General features: G+C 67.7%; 13 protein-coding genes. 11 read left to right on the forward strand and 2 right to left on the reverse strand.

Going from position 1 to position 15,069, the window contains the following annotated elements; genetic code table 11:
• Window positions 1-8: 8 nt before the first annotated feature.
• Complete coding sequence (locus ABD683_RS07465; RefSeq protein ID WP_344768701.1) at window positions 9-1,088, forward strand: inositol-3-phosphate synthase; 1,080 nt, start codon at window positions 9-11, stop codon at window positions 1,086-1,088.
• A gap of 153 nt (window positions 1,089-1,241) precedes the next feature.
• Here ABD683_RS07465 and ABD683_RS07470 read toward each other — a convergent pair whose 3' ends face one another.
• On the reverse strand, window positions 1,242-1,850 hold the full coding sequence (locus ABD683_RS07470; protein WP_344768703.1) for a TetR/AcrR family transcriptional regulator: 609 nt from the start codon (window positions 1,848-1,850) through the stop codon (window positions 1,242-1,244).
• A gap of 88 nt (window positions 1,851-1,938) precedes the next feature.
• Between ABD683_RS07470 and ABD683_RS07475 the strand changes: the two genes are divergently transcribed.
• From ABD683_RS07475 to ABD683_RS07495, 5 genes are read left to right on the forward strand one after another with little or no spacing between them, the layout of a single operon-like run.
• Entirely contained in the window at window positions 1,939-2,736 is a 798-nt protein-coding gene (locus ABD683_RS07475; RefSeq protein WP_344768705.1) for an ABC transporter ATP-binding protein, read from the forward strand.
• The gene (locus ABD683_RS07480) at window positions 2,736-3,455 is read left to right on the forward strand and encodes an ABC transporter ATP-binding protein (RefSeq protein ID WP_344768706.1); all 720 of its coding nucleotides are present in this window, start codon (window positions 2,736-2,738) and stop codon (window positions 3,453-3,455) included. Before ABD683_RS07475 ends, ABD683_RS07480 begins: the two co-directional genes overlap by 1 nt.
• 1 nt (window position 3,456) lies before the next feature.
• Window positions 3,457-4,335, forward strand: coding sequence for a branched-chain amino acid ABC transporter permease (locus ABD683_RS07485; protein ID WP_344768708.1), 879 nt, complete (start codon window positions 3,457-3,459; stop codon window positions 4,333-4,335).
• Between the two features lies 1 nt (window position 4,336).
• On the forward strand, window positions 4,337-5,443 hold the full coding sequence (locus ABD683_RS07490) for a branched-chain amino acid ABC transporter permease (RefSeq protein WP_344768710.1): 1,107 nt from the start codon (window positions 4,337-4,339) through the stop codon (window positions 5,441-5,443).
• A complete protein-coding gene (locus ABD683_RS07495; RefSeq protein ID WP_344768712.1) occupies window positions 5,436-6,722 on the forward strand; it encodes an ABC transporter substrate-binding protein in 1,287 nt (428 codons plus the stop codon). Before ABD683_RS07490 ends, ABD683_RS07495 begins: the two co-directional genes overlap by 8 nt.
• A gap of 77 nt (window positions 6,723-6,799) precedes the next feature.
• Here the strand turns inward: ABD683_RS07495 and ABD683_RS07500 are convergent, their stop codons facing one another.
• Entirely contained in the window at window positions 6,800-8,272 is a 1,473-nt protein-coding gene (locus ABD683_RS07500) for a CCA tRNA nucleotidyltransferase (RefSeq protein WP_425548489.1), read from the reverse strand.
• A 6-nt stretch (window positions 8,273-8,278) separates the two neighbouring features.
• Between ABD683_RS07500 and ABD683_RS07505 the strand changes: the two genes are divergently transcribed.
• From ABD683_RS07505 to trxA, 5 genes are all read left to right on the forward strand, one after another.
• Window positions 8,279-10,345: a DUF6049 family protein gene (locus ABD683_RS07505; protein WP_344768714.1), complete on the forward strand. Its 2,067-nt coding sequence runs from the start codon at window positions 8,279-8,281 to the stop codon at window positions 10,343-10,345.
• Window positions 10,338-11,972, forward strand: coding sequence for a murein biosynthesis integral membrane protein MurJ (gene murJ, locus ABD683_RS07510; RefSeq protein WP_344768716.1), 1,635 nt, complete (start codon window positions 10,338-10,340; stop codon window positions 11,970-11,972). The genes ABD683_RS07505 and murJ overlap by 8 nt, the downstream gene beginning before the upstream one ends.
• 61 nt (window positions 11,973-12,033) lie before the next feature.
• Window positions 12,034-13,605, forward strand: a complete 1,572-nt coding sequence (locus ABD683_RS07515; protein WP_344768718.1) for a protein kinase domain-containing protein — start codon at window positions 12,034-12,036, stop codon at window positions 13,603-13,605.
• An 81-nt stretch (window positions 13,606-13,686) separates the two neighbouring features.
• Window positions 13,687-14,658, forward strand: a complete 972-nt coding sequence (gene trxB / locus ABD683_RS07520; RefSeq protein WP_344768720.1) for a thioredoxin-disulfide reductase — start codon at window positions 13,687-13,689, stop codon at window positions 14,656-14,658.
• Between the two features lie 48 nt (window positions 14,659-14,706).
• Window positions 14,707-15,039, forward strand: coding sequence for a thioredoxin (gene trxA / locus ABD683_RS07525; RefSeq protein WP_344768722.1), 333 nt, complete (start codon window positions 14,707-14,709; stop codon window positions 15,037-15,039).
• The last annotated feature ends 30 nt before the right edge of the window (window positions 15,040-15,069 follow it).

Here is a 15,069-nt window from a genome sequence, read left to right on the forward strand (position 1 = left end):
GAGAACCCATGGGTTCGGTACGCGTAGCAATTGTGGGTGTGGGCAACTGCGCCACGTCCCTGATCCAGGGCGTCGAGTACTACAAGAACGCTGATCCCGAGGGCAGTGTCCCCGGGCTGATGCACGTGATGTTTGGCGACTACCACGTCAAGGACATCGAGTTCGTTGCAGCATTCGACGTCGACGCCAAGAAGGTCGGATTCGACCTGTCCGAGGCGACGCAGGCCAGCGAGAACAACACGATCAAGATCGCTGACGTTGCGCCGACCGGTGTCATCGTCCAAAAGGGCAACACGCTCGACGGTCTGGGCAAGTACTACCGCGAGACGATCGAGGAGTCGGACGCTCCGGCAGCCGACATCGTCCAGGTCCTGAAGGACACCAAGGCTGACGTCCTCGTCTCCTACCTTCCGGTTGGTTCGGAAGAGGCTGACAAGTTCTACGCCCAGTGCGCCATCGACGCGAAGGTCGCCTTCGTCAACGCGCTGCCCGTCTTCATCGCTTCCGACCCCGAGTGGGCCAAGAAGTTCGAGGACGCCGGCGTCGCGATCATCGGTGACGACATCAAGAGCCAGGTCGGCGCCACCATCACGCACCGCGTGATGGCCAAGCTGTTCCAGGACCGCGGTGTCGTGCTCGACCGCACCTACCAGCTCAACGTCGGCGGCAACATGGACTTCAAGAACATGCTCGAGCGTGACCGTCTTGAGTCCAAGAAGATCTCCAAGACGCAGGCTGTGACGTCCAACATCGATCACGACCTGGGCGCCAAGAACGTGCACATCGGCCCCTCGGACTACGTCCAGTGGCTCGATGACCGCAAGTGGGCCTACGTCCGCCTTGAGGGTCGCGCGTTCGGTGACGTTCCGCTCAACCTCGAGTACAAGCTCGAGGTCTGGGACTCGCCCAACTCGGCCGGCATCATCATCGACGCCATCCGCGCGGCCAAGATCGCCAAGGACCGTGGCATCGGCGGCGCCCTGCTGTCGGCTTCGTCCTACCTGATGAAGTCGCCGCCGGAGCAGCGTCCCGACGACATCGGTCGCGAGACGCTCGAGGCGTTCATCGCGGGCACTGTCGAGCGCTGATCGCACGTACGCAAGGAAGGACCGGTTCCCACCAGGGAGCCGGTCCTTCTTGGTTGCAATAGGCCCCCAAGGAGGCCGTCCATGGCCGACTGTGAGCGGAGCGCAGGGGCGACGACGACAGGCTCACTCGACCGTTCGTCGCACCACGCGTTCCTAGTCCAGCAGGGCGTGGAGCGTACGGCGCATGATCGCGATGATCTGGCCCGGCTCCAGACCGTAGTCGTCACGCATGATCTGCCAGTTGGGCCAGCTGGTCGCGGTGACCAGCGCGTACTTCAGCTCGTCGCCGCCCTTGGCGATCTCGGAGGCGAAGAGCACTTCGATCTCCGAGCGCAACCGGTCGACGTGGGTCTGCCGGCTCTTCTGGAGCGCCGCCGAGAACGGCTCGCCCAGCACGGCTGATCGTGCCGCGGGCGCGATGTGCTCGAGCCGCGCCGCCCGCTGCGAGCAGAACGCGTCGATGCGCTCGTCCAGCGGTAGCGACGGCTCGACCGTGACCCGCAGCTCCAGGTCAGCGGTGTCCCAGTAGGCCGTCGTCGCCTGGAGCAGCGCCTCGAGATCCTTGAAGTTGGCCCACAACGTACGCACCGAGATGCCGGCCCGGTCGGCGATCAGCTTGCCGGTCGGCTTCAGCACACCCTCGCGCAGCAGGTCAGTGTGCGCCTCGACGATGGCGTCACGGGTGCGCTCACCTCGGGCGATGCGCCCATCGGTGTTGTGCTGCCGCTTGCTCGGCATCGTGCGCGACTCCTCCATGACCACGGGCCCCAGTATGACCCTCCAACCCCAACCCCACGCCCGGTTTGACGCAGCGGTTGACGGCCGCGCAAAAAACATACACTCTGTGTGCATGAATCTGGAGACCCACGTCACACCGGGCCAGGGCGCTCACCTCGAGGTCGACGCCGTGACCGTGCGGTTCGGTGGTCTGACGGCGCTGGAGTCCGTGTCGTTCGAGGTGCCGTCCGGCCAGGTGGTCGGCGTCATCGGCCCCAACGGTGCCGGCAAGACGACCCTTTTCAACGTGATCTGCGGATTCATCCGGCCGCACGCCGGGGACCTCGTGCTCGACGGGTCACCACTTCGCCCATCACCGCAACGCCTCGTGCGCCACGGCATCTCGCGAAGCCTCCAGGGGCTCGGGCTGTTCCCGGGCCTCACGGTGCTGGAGAACGTGCTGACCGGCGCGACCCACACGGCGCGTACGGGCTTCTTCTCCGGCCTGCTCGCGCTGCCCCGAGCCGATCGTGACGAGCGTGAGCTGCGCGAGCGCGCCGAGGCGCTGATCGATGAGCTGGGCCTGGGCGCCCACACGCATGCCTACCCGACGACGCTGCCCTACGCCGTCAGCAAGCGCGCCGCCCTGGCTCGTACGCTCATCAGCCGGCCGCGCCTCCTGCTGCTCGACGAGCCGGCCGGCGGGCTCGGGCACGACGACATCGACTCGCTCGCCGAGCTCATCATCGGAATGCCCGGACGAGGCTGCTCGGTCATGCTCGTCGAGCACCGCGTCGACCTCGTCATGGACGTCTGCGACTCGCTCGTCGTGCTCGACTTCGGCAAGGTCATCGCGCGTGGGGTGCCGGCTGAGGTGCGCAACGATCCCGTCGTCGCCGAGGCCTACCTCGGAGCCGAGGTGCCTGCCTGATGAGCAGCGCCGGGGGGCTGCAGATACGGGGAGTGTCTGCGGGATACGGAGCAGCGCCGGTTCTGAAGGACATCGACCTCGAGGTCGTCCCCGGAACCATCGTGGCGGTGGTTGGCGCCAACGGTGCCGGCAAGACGACCTTGCTGCGAGCCATCTCCGGGATGATCGAGACGACCGGCACGATCAGCTGGGACGGCGCCGACCTGCGAGGCACCCGGGTCGAGGACCTCGTACGACGCGGTATCGCCCACGTGCCCGAGGGCCGCGGAGTCATCACCGAGCTCACAGTCGAGGAGAACCTCCGTCTCGGCCACGTCTGGCGCAAGGACAAGGACGATGCCCGCCGGGCCACCGCCGAGGTCTACCAGCTGTTCGAGCCGCTCGCCCGACGGCGCACGAGCGCAGGTCATCAGCTGTCGGGTGGCGAACGGCAGATGCTGGCCATCGGGCGCGCACTCGTCGCCCGGCCGCGGCTGCTGCTCCTCGACGAACCGTCACTCGGCCTGGCGCCGCGCGTGACCGCCGAGATCATGGCGCTGCTCAAGCACCTGCGGGAGGAGACCGGGCTGGCGGTCCTCCTGGTGGAGCAGAACGTACGAAGCGCCTTCTCGATCGCCGATCAGGGCGTCGTCCTCAACCTCGGCACCGTGGCAGTCAACGCGCCGGCCGACCAGCTCGCCGGCGACGACGAGCTCCGACACGCCTACCTGGGGTTCTGACATGGATCGCTTCATCTTCCTCACGGTCGACGGCCTCACCCGTGGCGTGATCTTCGCATCGTTCGGCCTGGCGCTGGTGCTGATCTTCCGCGGCACCCGACTGGTCAACTTCGCCCAGGGCGCGATGGCGGCCGGCACCCTGTACCTCGCCTACAGCGTCACGCAGGAGACCGGCTCCTACTGGGCCGGGCTGGCGGCCGCGGTTGTCGGCGGGCTGATCCTCGGCGCCCTGATCGAGCGGGTGCTGATGCGCCACATCGACCCCAGCGCCCATCTCAACGCAGTCATTGCCGCGCTTGGGTTGGTGCTGGTCATCCAGGCGGTGCTGGGCATCATCTACGGCAACGACTTCCGGGCCATGAAGCTCCCGTTCAGCCGCAACCCCTATTCGATCGGCGACCAGCCGCTGCTGTCGCCCTACGACATCTTCGTGTTCTGTGTCGTGCTCGCGATCATGATCGGGCTCGCGGTGATGTTCACGCACACCGACATCGGCCTCAAGATGCGGGCGGCGGCGTTCGCGCCCGACATCTCGCGGCTGCTCGGCGTCAACGTCGGTCGCATGCTGACCCTCAGCTGGGCCCTCGCAGCGGCCGTCGGCGGTCTCGCCGCGCTGCTGATCGTGCCGACCGAGTTCGGCGCCAACCCCCACTCCACGGACCTCGTGTTCGTGTACGCGTTCACCGCCGCGGTGATCGGCGGTCTCGACAGTCCGATCGGCACCGTGATCGGCGGCGTCATCGTCGGCCTCGTGCTGTCGTACGTCAGCGGCTACTCCGACAAGGACGTGTCAGCCATCGTCATCCTCGCCATCCTGATCGGCGTCCTGCTCCTGCGGCCCAACGGCCTGTTCGCCTCGGCCGCAGCGAGGAAGGTCTGACATGCAGTTCTTCCGCACCCACACCCTCGCCCGTCACGCCGCGCTCGCGGTCATCGCCCTCGTCGCGCTGGTCCTGCTGACGTACGCGCTGCCGTCGTTCCGCAACTTCCAGCTCGCGACGGTCGGTGCCTACCTCTGCGCCACGGCAGGGCTCACGGTCTTGATCGGGCAGACCGGGCAGCTGTCGCTCGGCCACGGTGCACTCATGGCGACCGGCGCCTACTCGTTCGCGCTGATGGCCAACCAGCTGGGTGAGAACGGCAGCACCGGCTTCCTCCTCGTCATCGTGCCGTTGCTCGTCGCGATCGTCGTCGCCGCGATCGTCGGAGGACTCATCGGTCTCGCCGGCGCGCGGCTCGCCGGGCCCTACCTCGCGGGACTCACGCTCGCGCTGATCATCGCCATCCCGACGATCACCACGACGTGGGACGGCACCCTCGGAGGAGATCAAGGGCTGTCGGTGTACGTCGAACCTGCCCCGGCCTCGCTCGGTGCGTCGTTCCCGCTCGAGCAGTGGCAGGCGTGGATCGCCTGCGCCGCCGCGGTCCTCGTCATGTTCCTGCTGGCCAACCTCGTGCACAGCCGGTTCGGTCGCGCGATGCGGGCCGTGCGCGACGACGAGGTGGCGGCACGGCTCTGCGGCATCGCGGTCGGCCGTACGAAGGTCGTCGCGTTCATCGTCAGTGCCGCGACGGCCGGGCTCGGCGGCGGCATCCTCGCGATGCAGACCCAGTCGGTCTCGCCGGGAGCCTACTCGTTGTCGTTCTCGCTGTTCCTCGTCATGGGGGTGGTCGTCGGTGGTGTGGGACACCTCGCCGGCGCCGTCTGGGGGTCGCTGCTTCTGGTCGCGCTCCCCGACCTCACCAGCTCACTCCTCGACCACGTCGATTTCTCCGCCAGTGCCGCGTCCAAGCTCGACGGCAACCTGGCGCTCCTGATCTTCGGTCTCGTGTTGATCTTCGTGATCGTCACGGCACCGAGGGGACTGCAAGGTCTGGTCGATGTCATCCGGGGCAAGGTTCGCCGCACCCCCGGAGGCCAGGCCCTCGCGACGGTCCCGAGCACCACCACCGCCCACCCCCAAAGTACGGAGTCATCAGATGTCTGAACACATGTCCCGTCTGGCCCGGCCGGTCGCTGCACTCGCAGCCGCCGCGCTCGTCGGGTCACTCGCTGCCTGCAGCGGCAGCGACGACAAGAGTGCCAACGTTCCCGGCGTCACCGACACGACCATCACGGTCGGCACGCACCAGCCGTTGACCGGTCCGGCCGCGGCCGGCTACGCGTCGATCTCGCCGGCGACCAAGGCGTACTTCGACTACGTCAACGACAACGGCGGTGTCTACGGCCGCAAGATCACCTACAAGGTGGAGGACGACGGCTACAACCCCGCCAACACGCAGACCGTCGTACGCAAGCTCGTGCTGCAGGACAAGGTGTTCGCGATCCTCAACGGACTCGGGACCCCGACGCACACCGGTGTGCTCGACTTCCTCAAGACCAACAAGGTCCCCGACCTGTTCGTCGCCTCGGGCAGCCGCAACTGGAACCAGCCCGAGAAGTACCCGACCACGTTCGGCTTCCAGTCCGACTACACGACAGAGACCAAGGTCCAGGCGACGTACGTCAAGCAGAACCTCCCCAACGCCAAGGTCTGCTTCCTCGGCCAGGACGACGACTTCGGCACCGATGCGCTGGCCGGCTGGAAGGCCATCCTGGGCGACGACGCGATCATCGAGGCCGAGACGTACGTGACCAGCAACACCAACATCGCGCCGGCGATCGGCAAGTTCAAGGCCGCCGGATGTGACGTCGTCGGCCTGGCGACGATCCCGGGCTTCACGGCACTCGCAGTGGGTACGGCGGCGCGCCTCAAGTACGCGCCGCAGTTCATCAGCACCTCGGTCGGCGCGGACTATCCGACCGTCGCCGGCGCGCTCGGCGACGCAGCACCTCTGCTGGAGGGCATGCTCGGCACCAACTACTTGCCGACGATCGATGACACCGACAACCCGTGGATCAAGCAGTTCAAGGAGATCAACGACAAGTACAACGGCGGCGCACCCTTCACCGGCAACGTCGTCTACGGCATGTCGGTCGGCTATCTCTTCGTCCAGGCCCTCATCGAGAACGGCAAGGACCTCACGCGTGAGTCGATCGTCGAGACGATCAAGAAGGGTGACCTGACGGGTCCCGGCCTGATGCCCAGCCGTTACTCAGAGGACGACCACACAGGTTATGGCGGAGCACAGATGGCCAAGGTCTCCGGTGGCAAGCAGCTCTACTTCGGCCCGGTCTACACCACGACCGACGCCAAGGACAGCAAGGTCGAGGAATACACCGACGACCCGACGGTGCCCGAGAAGGACACCATCCCCACGAAGTAGTCAGTGAGAGCGGAAGGGCCGGTCTCGGGGCCGGCCCTTCCGTCGCGGGTGCGTGAGGGGCGCGGTTGCAGAGCGACCTATGTCCGCGCGGCCCAGAACGACTTCAGGGCCTCGGTCGCGTCGGCTTCGCTGAGGGGGCCGCGGTCCATACGGAGGTCGAGCAGGAACCGGTAGGCCTCGCCGACCTCGGGACCCGGCGGGATGCCCAGGATCTCCATGATCTGGGCGCCGTCGAGGTCGGGGCGTATCGCGTCGAGCTCCTCGGCCTCGGCCAGCACCGCGATGCGCTGCTCGAGCTCGTCGTACGTCCGCTGCAGGCGCATCGCCTTCTTGGCATTGCGGGTCGTGCAGTCGGCACGCGTGAGGATGTGGAGCCGCTGCAGCTGATCGCCGGCATCGCGGACGTAGCGCCGCACCGCCGAGTCGGTCCACTCACCCGATCCGTAGCCGTGGAACCGCAGGTGCAGCTCGACGAGCTTGGCCACCTGGTCGATCAGGTCGTTGCTGTAGCGCAGCGCACGCATGCGCTTGCGGACGAGCTTGGCGCCGACGACGTCGTGGTGGTGGAACGTGACGGTGCCACCCTCGACGAAGCGTCGGGTCTTGGGCTTGCCGATGTCGTGCAGCAGGGCCGCGAGGCGGATGGCCAGATCGGGCTGGGCCTCCAGGCGTCCCTCGAGCGCGATCGCCTGCTCGAGCACGGTCAGCGAGTGCTCGTAGACGTCCTTGTGGCGGTGGTGCTCGTCGCGCTCGAGGATCAGCGCCGGGAGCTCGGGGAGCATCTGCGCCGCAAGACCCGTCTCGACGAGCAGCCGGAGCCCAGCCACCGGGTGGTCGCCGACCAGGAGCTTGTTGAGCTCGTCACGTACGCGCTCGGCCGACACGATCTCGAGCCGTGCGGCCATGTCCGTCATCGCCGCGACCACATCGGGCGCCGCCGTGAAACCGAGCTGCGACACGAACCGCGCCGCCCGCATCATGCGCAGCGGGTCGTCGCTGAATGACTGCTCCGGCGTGACCGGGGTGCGCAACGTACGCGCGTCGAGATCCGCGAGCCCACCGAACAGGTCGACGAACTCCGCCGACGGCAACCGGATCGCCATGGCGTTGACCGTGAAGTCGCGGCGTGACAGGTCGCCCTCGATCGAGTCGCCGAAGTTGACCTCGGGCTTGCGAGACGTGGCGTCGTACGCGTCGCTGCGGTACGTCGTGATCTCGAGCTGGTGCTCACCCTTGCGCAGGCCGATCGTGCCGAACTCACGGCCGATGTCCCACACCGCGTCGGCCCACTTGCCGACGATCTTCTCGATGTCGTCGGGCCTGGCCGACGTCGTGAAGTCCCAGTCGGTGCCGGGGCGCCCGAGCACGGCATCGCGTACGGGTCCGCCGACGATCGCCAGCTCGTGACCCGCATCGGTGAAGAGCACGCCAAGCTCGGCCAGGAAGGAGTTGTCGGCGAGAACGGCGTCGATCCTGGCCCGGCGATCGGGGGTCAGCTCTGACGTGGGCACGGGGACATACTCTATCGGCCCCCTGACCCCGACTATCATCTTCAGGTGAGCAGCCGTCCTCGTCGCACCTGTGTGGCGATCCTGGCGACGATGATTGCCGCGATGCTCCTCGGCTCACCGGCCCAGGCTGCCGACAAGGATCCCGACCTCACCGTCACGATCACCTCACTGTCGCCCAGCTGGCTCAAGGCCGATGCCAAGATCACGATGCGCGGCACGATCACCAACAACGACGACCACGCCTGGGACGAGGTGCAGGCCTACCTCGTGATCCCGGCGACACCGTTCACCACTCGTGCTCAGCTCGACGACGCGATCGACAACGGCGATGCCTACACCGGCACCCGGGTGATCGAGCCCGGAGCGTTCGACGAGCTCGGCGACCTCGCTCCCAAGCAGACCGTGTCGTTCGAGATCACGGTGCCGTACGGGCAGCTGGGCATCTCGGGTGGCACCGGGGTCTACCCGATCGGCGCACAGGTGCTCGGCACCGACACCGACGGCACCCGTGCCAATGACGCGATCGGCCGGGCCACCACGTTCCTCCCCAACATCCCGTCTGACCAGAAGCCCGTGCCGACCACGCTGGTCTGGCCGCTCCTCATGCCCGACTACCGCGGTGTCGACGGCAACTACCACGATCCCGTCGCGACGCTGGCACTCATCAGCCCCGGCGGCCGGCTCCGCAACGTCCTCGATCTCGCCAGGTCCGTCCCACAGAGCTCGGCGACGGTCCTGATCGATCCCGCGCTGCTGGTCGGCATCGACGACATCGCCAACAAGCGGCACATCGCCAAGGGCGTGGAGCTGACCGAGGACCAGACCGCACTGGCCAAGGCGTTCCTCGACGAGCTGCTGGCGTACCTCCGCTCGCACAACATCTGGATCCTCGACTTCGACCGGCCCGACGTGCTGGCGCTGGCGGCCAACCCCGACCTGCGGCGCGGCCTGGCCGAAGCGGTCGACGCGGCGACGCAGTCGGCGATCACGACCTACCAGATCTCCGGGCGGCGGGTGACCTGGCCGACCAGGCGCGGGGTCACGCCCAGCCTCCTCGCGACCGAGCGACGCGATGGTGAGACGCCGATGATCGTCACGCCGGCTTCCGTGCCGGGCTGGGAACGACGCCTCGGCTCCCTCGTCAGCTACGACTCGACCCGTGGACCGCTGCCCCTCCTGGTCAACGACGTGCTCGACGCCGGCGTACCAGGGGGCACGTCCGTGGTCAGCCTGCGGCAGCGCATCCTCAGCGATGCGGCTCTCGCCGGGCTCCAGCGGGCAATCGACTCAAAGTCGCACGCCGACGCGGTCACGATGGTCGACCCGACATGGGATCCGGGTGCCAATGCCGCCGGCGCCGGGCTCTCCACCGCATTCGGGGCGCCATTCGCCCGCGGCGCGACGCTCGACGACCTGCTCACCCGGCCGCTGGCGACGTACGCCGGCCGGGTGCCGACCACGTCGTCCGTCAAGCCGGTGAGCCGTACGCAGCTCCAGGCCGCTGCCGATCTCGCCGCAACCGGAAAGGCGTTGTCATCGATCGACACCGACGACGAGGACGTCAACGCGACGATCGCCCGACAGGTCGCCGGCATTGTGGGCGTGCGCTGGCGCAAGGACCCGCCGCTCGGCGTCCGGGTCGCCAACAACCTGTCGAGCCGCGCCGACGTCGAGCTCACCAAGATCAAGGTCGAGGGCCCGCCGTCGGTGACCCTGTCGAGCTCGTCCGGCGGATTCCCGCTGACGATCATCAACGACACGGCCGACGACATCCGCGTCGGCGTCCAGCTCGACTCCACCAACCCCGCGCTCGACATCCCGTCGGTCAAGCCGGTCGACATCGCCGCCGGCGAGCGGCACACCATGACGATCAACATCGACCTCGGCCGGCAGAACACGACCCAGCTGACGGCACGAGTCGTCTCCACCGACGGCACCGTGATCGCAGTGTCCGAGGCGTTCAACGTCCGGTCGAGCAAGATCGGCGTCATGCTCTGGGTCGCCATCGGGCTCGCCGGTGTCCTGGTGCTGTTCGCGATGTTCCGCCGCTTCCACCGCCGACGCTCGGTGAGCAAGTCCAGCACGACTGACAGGCCGGTCGACGATGACTGACGCCGGGATCGCCCGCGCCAGCGCCTGGATGGCCCTCGGCACCATCGTCTCGCGCATCACCGGCTTGCTGCGGATGCTCCTGCTGGTCTTCGTGATCGGCAAGTCGCTCGACGCCGACATCTTCGACACGGCCAACACGATCCCCAACGCGCTCTACATCCTGGTCGCCGGCGGCATCTTCAACGTCGTCCTGGTGCCGCAGCTCGTACGCAGCATGAAGAACGACGAGGACGGCGGGGATGCGTACGCCAACCGGGTGATCACCCTCGGGCTGCTGGTCCTGGCCACCGCGACCGCGATCCTGATGATCGCCGTACCCGTGCTCCTGCACGTCTTCTATGACGGTGAGCTGTTCTCCGCCGCCAACGCCGAGCAGCGGCAGTCGGCCCAGCTGCTGATGCTGCTCTGCATGCCGCAGGTGTTCTTCTATGGCGCCTTCGTCCTGGTGGGCCAGGTCCTCAATGCGCGCCAGCGGTTCGGACCCATGATGTGGGCACCGATCGTCAACAATCTTGCAGCGATCGCCGTGCTCATCGTCTATGCGGTCGTCTTCGGGTCGTCCGACGGCACCGACGGGTTCACCACGCCGCAAGCACTCCTGATCGGCCTGGGGTCCACGGTCGCGATCGCCCTGCAGACCGCCGTGCTGGTGCCGTTCCTGCGCCAGGCCGGCTTCCACTTCAGGCCGCGCTTCGACTTCCGCGGTGTCGGCCTGAGCCACACCCTGCGGCTCGCGCTCTGGACCCTGGGCTTCATCGTGGTCAACCAGATCGCCTACATCGTGATCATCCGACTCGGCAACCGGGCGACCCTCGAGGGTGCCGCCAACGGCCAAGAAGCGGCGGGCTCGTACGTCTACGGGCTCGGCTTCCTGGTGAGCCAGGTCCCGCACGGCGTCATCACGGTGTCCCTGGCAACGGCGATCATCCCGATGCTGTCGGGTTTCGCCGCCGATCGTGAGTTCGGCCGCTTCCGGGTCGAGCTGGCTCGTACGGTCCGACTGGCGCTCGTCATCATCGTCCCGCTCGCCGTCGCGGTGGCGTGCCTGGGCCAGCAGGTGTCCACCGTGACCAACCTCGCCGGCAACCTCGACGGTGGGTCGACTGCGATCGGCTGGGCCATCCAGGCATTCGCCATCGGGATGGTCGCGTTCACGGTGCACTACCTGATGCTGCGTGGCTTCTATGCCAACGAGGACACCCGGACCCCGTTCTTCATCCAGGTCGTCATCGCCGCGACCAACATCGTCGCGGCGATCGTCCTGACCTCCATGGTGGAGCCCGCGCGGGTCGCGATGATGCTCGCCTTCGCGTTCGGCATCGCCTATGCAGTGGGATCGATCCTGTCCACGACGCTGCTCGCTCGTACGGTCGGATCGCTCATCGACCGCGAGATGCTGGTGTTCACCGTCAAGCTCATCGCCGCGGCAGGTGTGGCCGCCGTCGCGATGCTTGCCATCGCGCAGGGACTCGACTCCCTGGGCCTCGACCAGTCCAAGCCCTCGGGCGGGCTGCCGACCGCAGTCATCGCGGGTCTCGGCGGAGCTGCCGCGTACGTGCTGGCAGCGCGAGTGCTCCGGATGGACCAGCTCACCTATCTCGTCAAAACCCTGCGCCGCCGGGCCTGATTGCCAACCGGTGCGCCGCTGCGGCCCGTAGCATGGCGGTTGAGCGTAGAAGGGGCTGTTGATGAGCGACAGGCGGCCATTGGCCTCCGGCGACGTCCTCGCGCACCGCTACGAACTCCAGGACCTCGTCAGCGAGAAGCTCGGCTCCACCACGTGGCGGGCCCACGACCAGATCCTCAACCGCAACGTCGGCATCGAGATGCTCTCCAGCGCCGATCCTCGTGCCGAGCACTTCCTCGACGCCGCCCGCGAATCGACCTCCGTCACCGATCCGCGTTTCCTGCGGGTGCTCGATCTGATCGAGGACGAGCAGCGCCACCACCTCGTCGTACGCGAGTGGGCGCGGGCGTTCCCGCTCGACCAGCTGCTCGCACAATCGCCGCTGCCCAACCGCCGCGCCGCCACGGTCGTCGCCGAGGTCGCGGAGGCGCTCGCCCACGCCCACGAGCACGGCGTCTACCACCGGCGGCTCACCCCGCACCAGGTCCTGCTCAAGGAGTCGGGCGCCGTACGCGTCGTCGGGCTCGGCGTCACCACGGCCCTGTCACCTGTCGGCCGCCACGACTCGCTCGCCGACCTGCAGGCGTACGAGCAGCTCGACGTCCAGGCGCTCGGCAAGCTCTTGTATGCCTGCCTGGTGAGCCGATGGCCCGGCGCCCAGGTCGATGGCCTCCGTGCTGCCCCGACCGAGCACGGCCGCCTGCTGCGACCCCGGCAGGTACGCGCCGGCGTCGCCCGCGACGTCGACACCGTCGCCGACCGCATCCTCGGCACACCCCCGCGGCACCATGAGACGCCGCTGCGCAGTGCCGCCGACATCGCCCGTACGCTGCGGCTCTCGGGCGAGGACCCAGAGGTGCGCGACGACCAGCCCAGCCTGTCGGGCATCTCCTCGCCCGACCTGCTCCGCCTTGATCCTGTCATCAGGCCGGCGGGCCCACCGCCGGGCCTCGAGCCGCCGCGACGCCGGCCCAAGGCCTACGAGCCCGCGCCTCCCACGACGATGGAGCGCAACGTCGAGCGCGCCCGCCGAGCCGCCAAGGGCGATCGCGGCCTGGTGCTCCTCGGTGTCGGTGTCGTGCTCCTGATCGCGACGGTCCTGGCATTCCTGGTCGGACGCACGACCAGCAACGACCGTTCCGATGCCATCGACGACTCCTCGCCGGTCCGGCTCCTCCCGGTCCAGCGGATCGCCGACTTCGACCCCTTGGGCGACGACGGCGAGGAGAACCCCAAGCAGGCTCGTCTCGCTGCGGACGGCAATCCCGCGACCGGTTGGCGTACGTCCACCTATCTCGGCTCGCCACTGCTGGGCGGTGTCAAGGACGGCGTTGGCCTCGTCCTCGACCTCGGTGGACCCCGCGAGGTCGACAGCGTGCGGATCCAGATGCAGGGTGCACCCACCGACCTGTCGATCTTCGTCGCCTCGCCCGATGCGAGCGGACCGCCCACCAGACTCAAGGGCCTGACCCAGGTGGCGATCCTCGATCGAGCCGGCCTCGACTCCACCCTGACGCTCCAGTCCGGGGAGGTCACGCGCTACCTCGTCGTGTGGCTGAGACGGCTTCCCGAGGTGGCCACGGGCTCCTTCCGCGGCGAGGTCAGGGAAGTCGTCGTACGTGGTCGGTCCTAGGTCCCGTCGAGCCGCCCAGCACAAGGAATATGGGCGGCCTAGGATTCGTTGTGTCAGTGACTTCGATTCAAAGGCAACGGCATGACCGACGTACGCAATCTGATCATCATCGGCTCGGGACCTTCGGGCTACACAGCCGCGATCTACGCTGCCCGCGCCAACCTCAACCCCCTCGTGTTCGAGGGCTCGGTGACGGCCGGCGGCGCCCTGATGAACACCACCGACGTCGAGAACTTCCCCGGCTTCGAGGACGGCATCATGGGCCCCGAGCTCATGGACAAGCTCCGGGCCCAGGCCGAGCGCTTCGGCGCCGAGCTGATCGCCGATGACGTCACGGCCGTCGACCTGACCGGAGACGTCAAGACCGTGAGCCTGGCGGACGGCACGACCTATGAGGCCAAGGCCATCGTCCTCTCGATGGGCTCGGGCTACCGCAAGCTCGAGATCGAGGGCGAGGACCGGCTGTCCGGTCACGGCGTCAGCTGGTGTGCGACGTGTGATGGCTTCTTCTTCCGCGAGCAGAACATCGTGGTCGTCGGCGGAGGCGACTCGGCACTCGAGGAAGCGACGTTCCTCACCCGCTTCGCCAGCAAGGTCACTCTGGTCCACCGACGCGACGAGCTGCGGGCCAGCAAGATCATGCAGGACCGTGCACTGGCCAACGACAAGATCGAGTTCGCCTGGAACTCCGAGGTGGCCGAGCTGCACGGCGAGGACAAGCTTGAGGGCATCACGTTGCGCGACACCGTCACAGGTGACCTCCGCAGGATCGATGCGACCGGCCTCTTCATCGCGATCGGCCACGACCCGCGCTCGGAGCTGCTCAAGGGCCAGGTCGAGCTCGACGACGAGGGTTACGTGTTGGTCAAGCCCGGCACCACCGAGACCAACATCCGCGGCGTGTTCGCCTCCGGTGACCTGGTCGACCACACCTACCGCCAGGCCGTGACGGCTGCAGGTACGGGCTGCGCTGCATCGCTCGACGCCGAGCGCTACCTCGCCGACATCGAGCACGCTGGCCAGCCGGCACCCGCTGCCGCGTTGACGGAATAACTGTCAGCGCCCGACGTTTAACTACCTACAGACCTGAAGGAGCACACCATGGCAGACAGCACCCTCTCGGCCGTCACCGACGCCGACTTCGACGAGCTCGTCCTCAAGGCCGACGGACCCGTTCTCGTCGACTTCTGGGCCAGCTGGTGCGGCCCGTGCCGCCAGCTCGCACCGATCCTCGAGGAGATCGCCGCGGAGAAGGGCGAGAAGCTGACGATCCTCAAGATGGACGCCGACGCCAACCCGGTCACCCCGGCGCAATACCGCGTCACCGGCCTTCCCACGATGAACCTCTACTACAAGGGTGAAGTCGTCCGTTCGCTGGTGGGCGTACGTCCCAAGTCCGCGATCCTCAGCGAGCTCGAAGAGCACACCGCCTGATCTGCAGCACACAGAAGGGCCCGGTTCCCC

Source organism: Aeromicrobium panaciterrae, assembly GCF_039537165.1.
GTDB classification, from domain to species: Bacteria; Actinomycetota; Actinomycetes; order Propionibacteriales; family Nocardioidaceae; genus Aeromicrobium; species Aeromicrobium panaciterrae.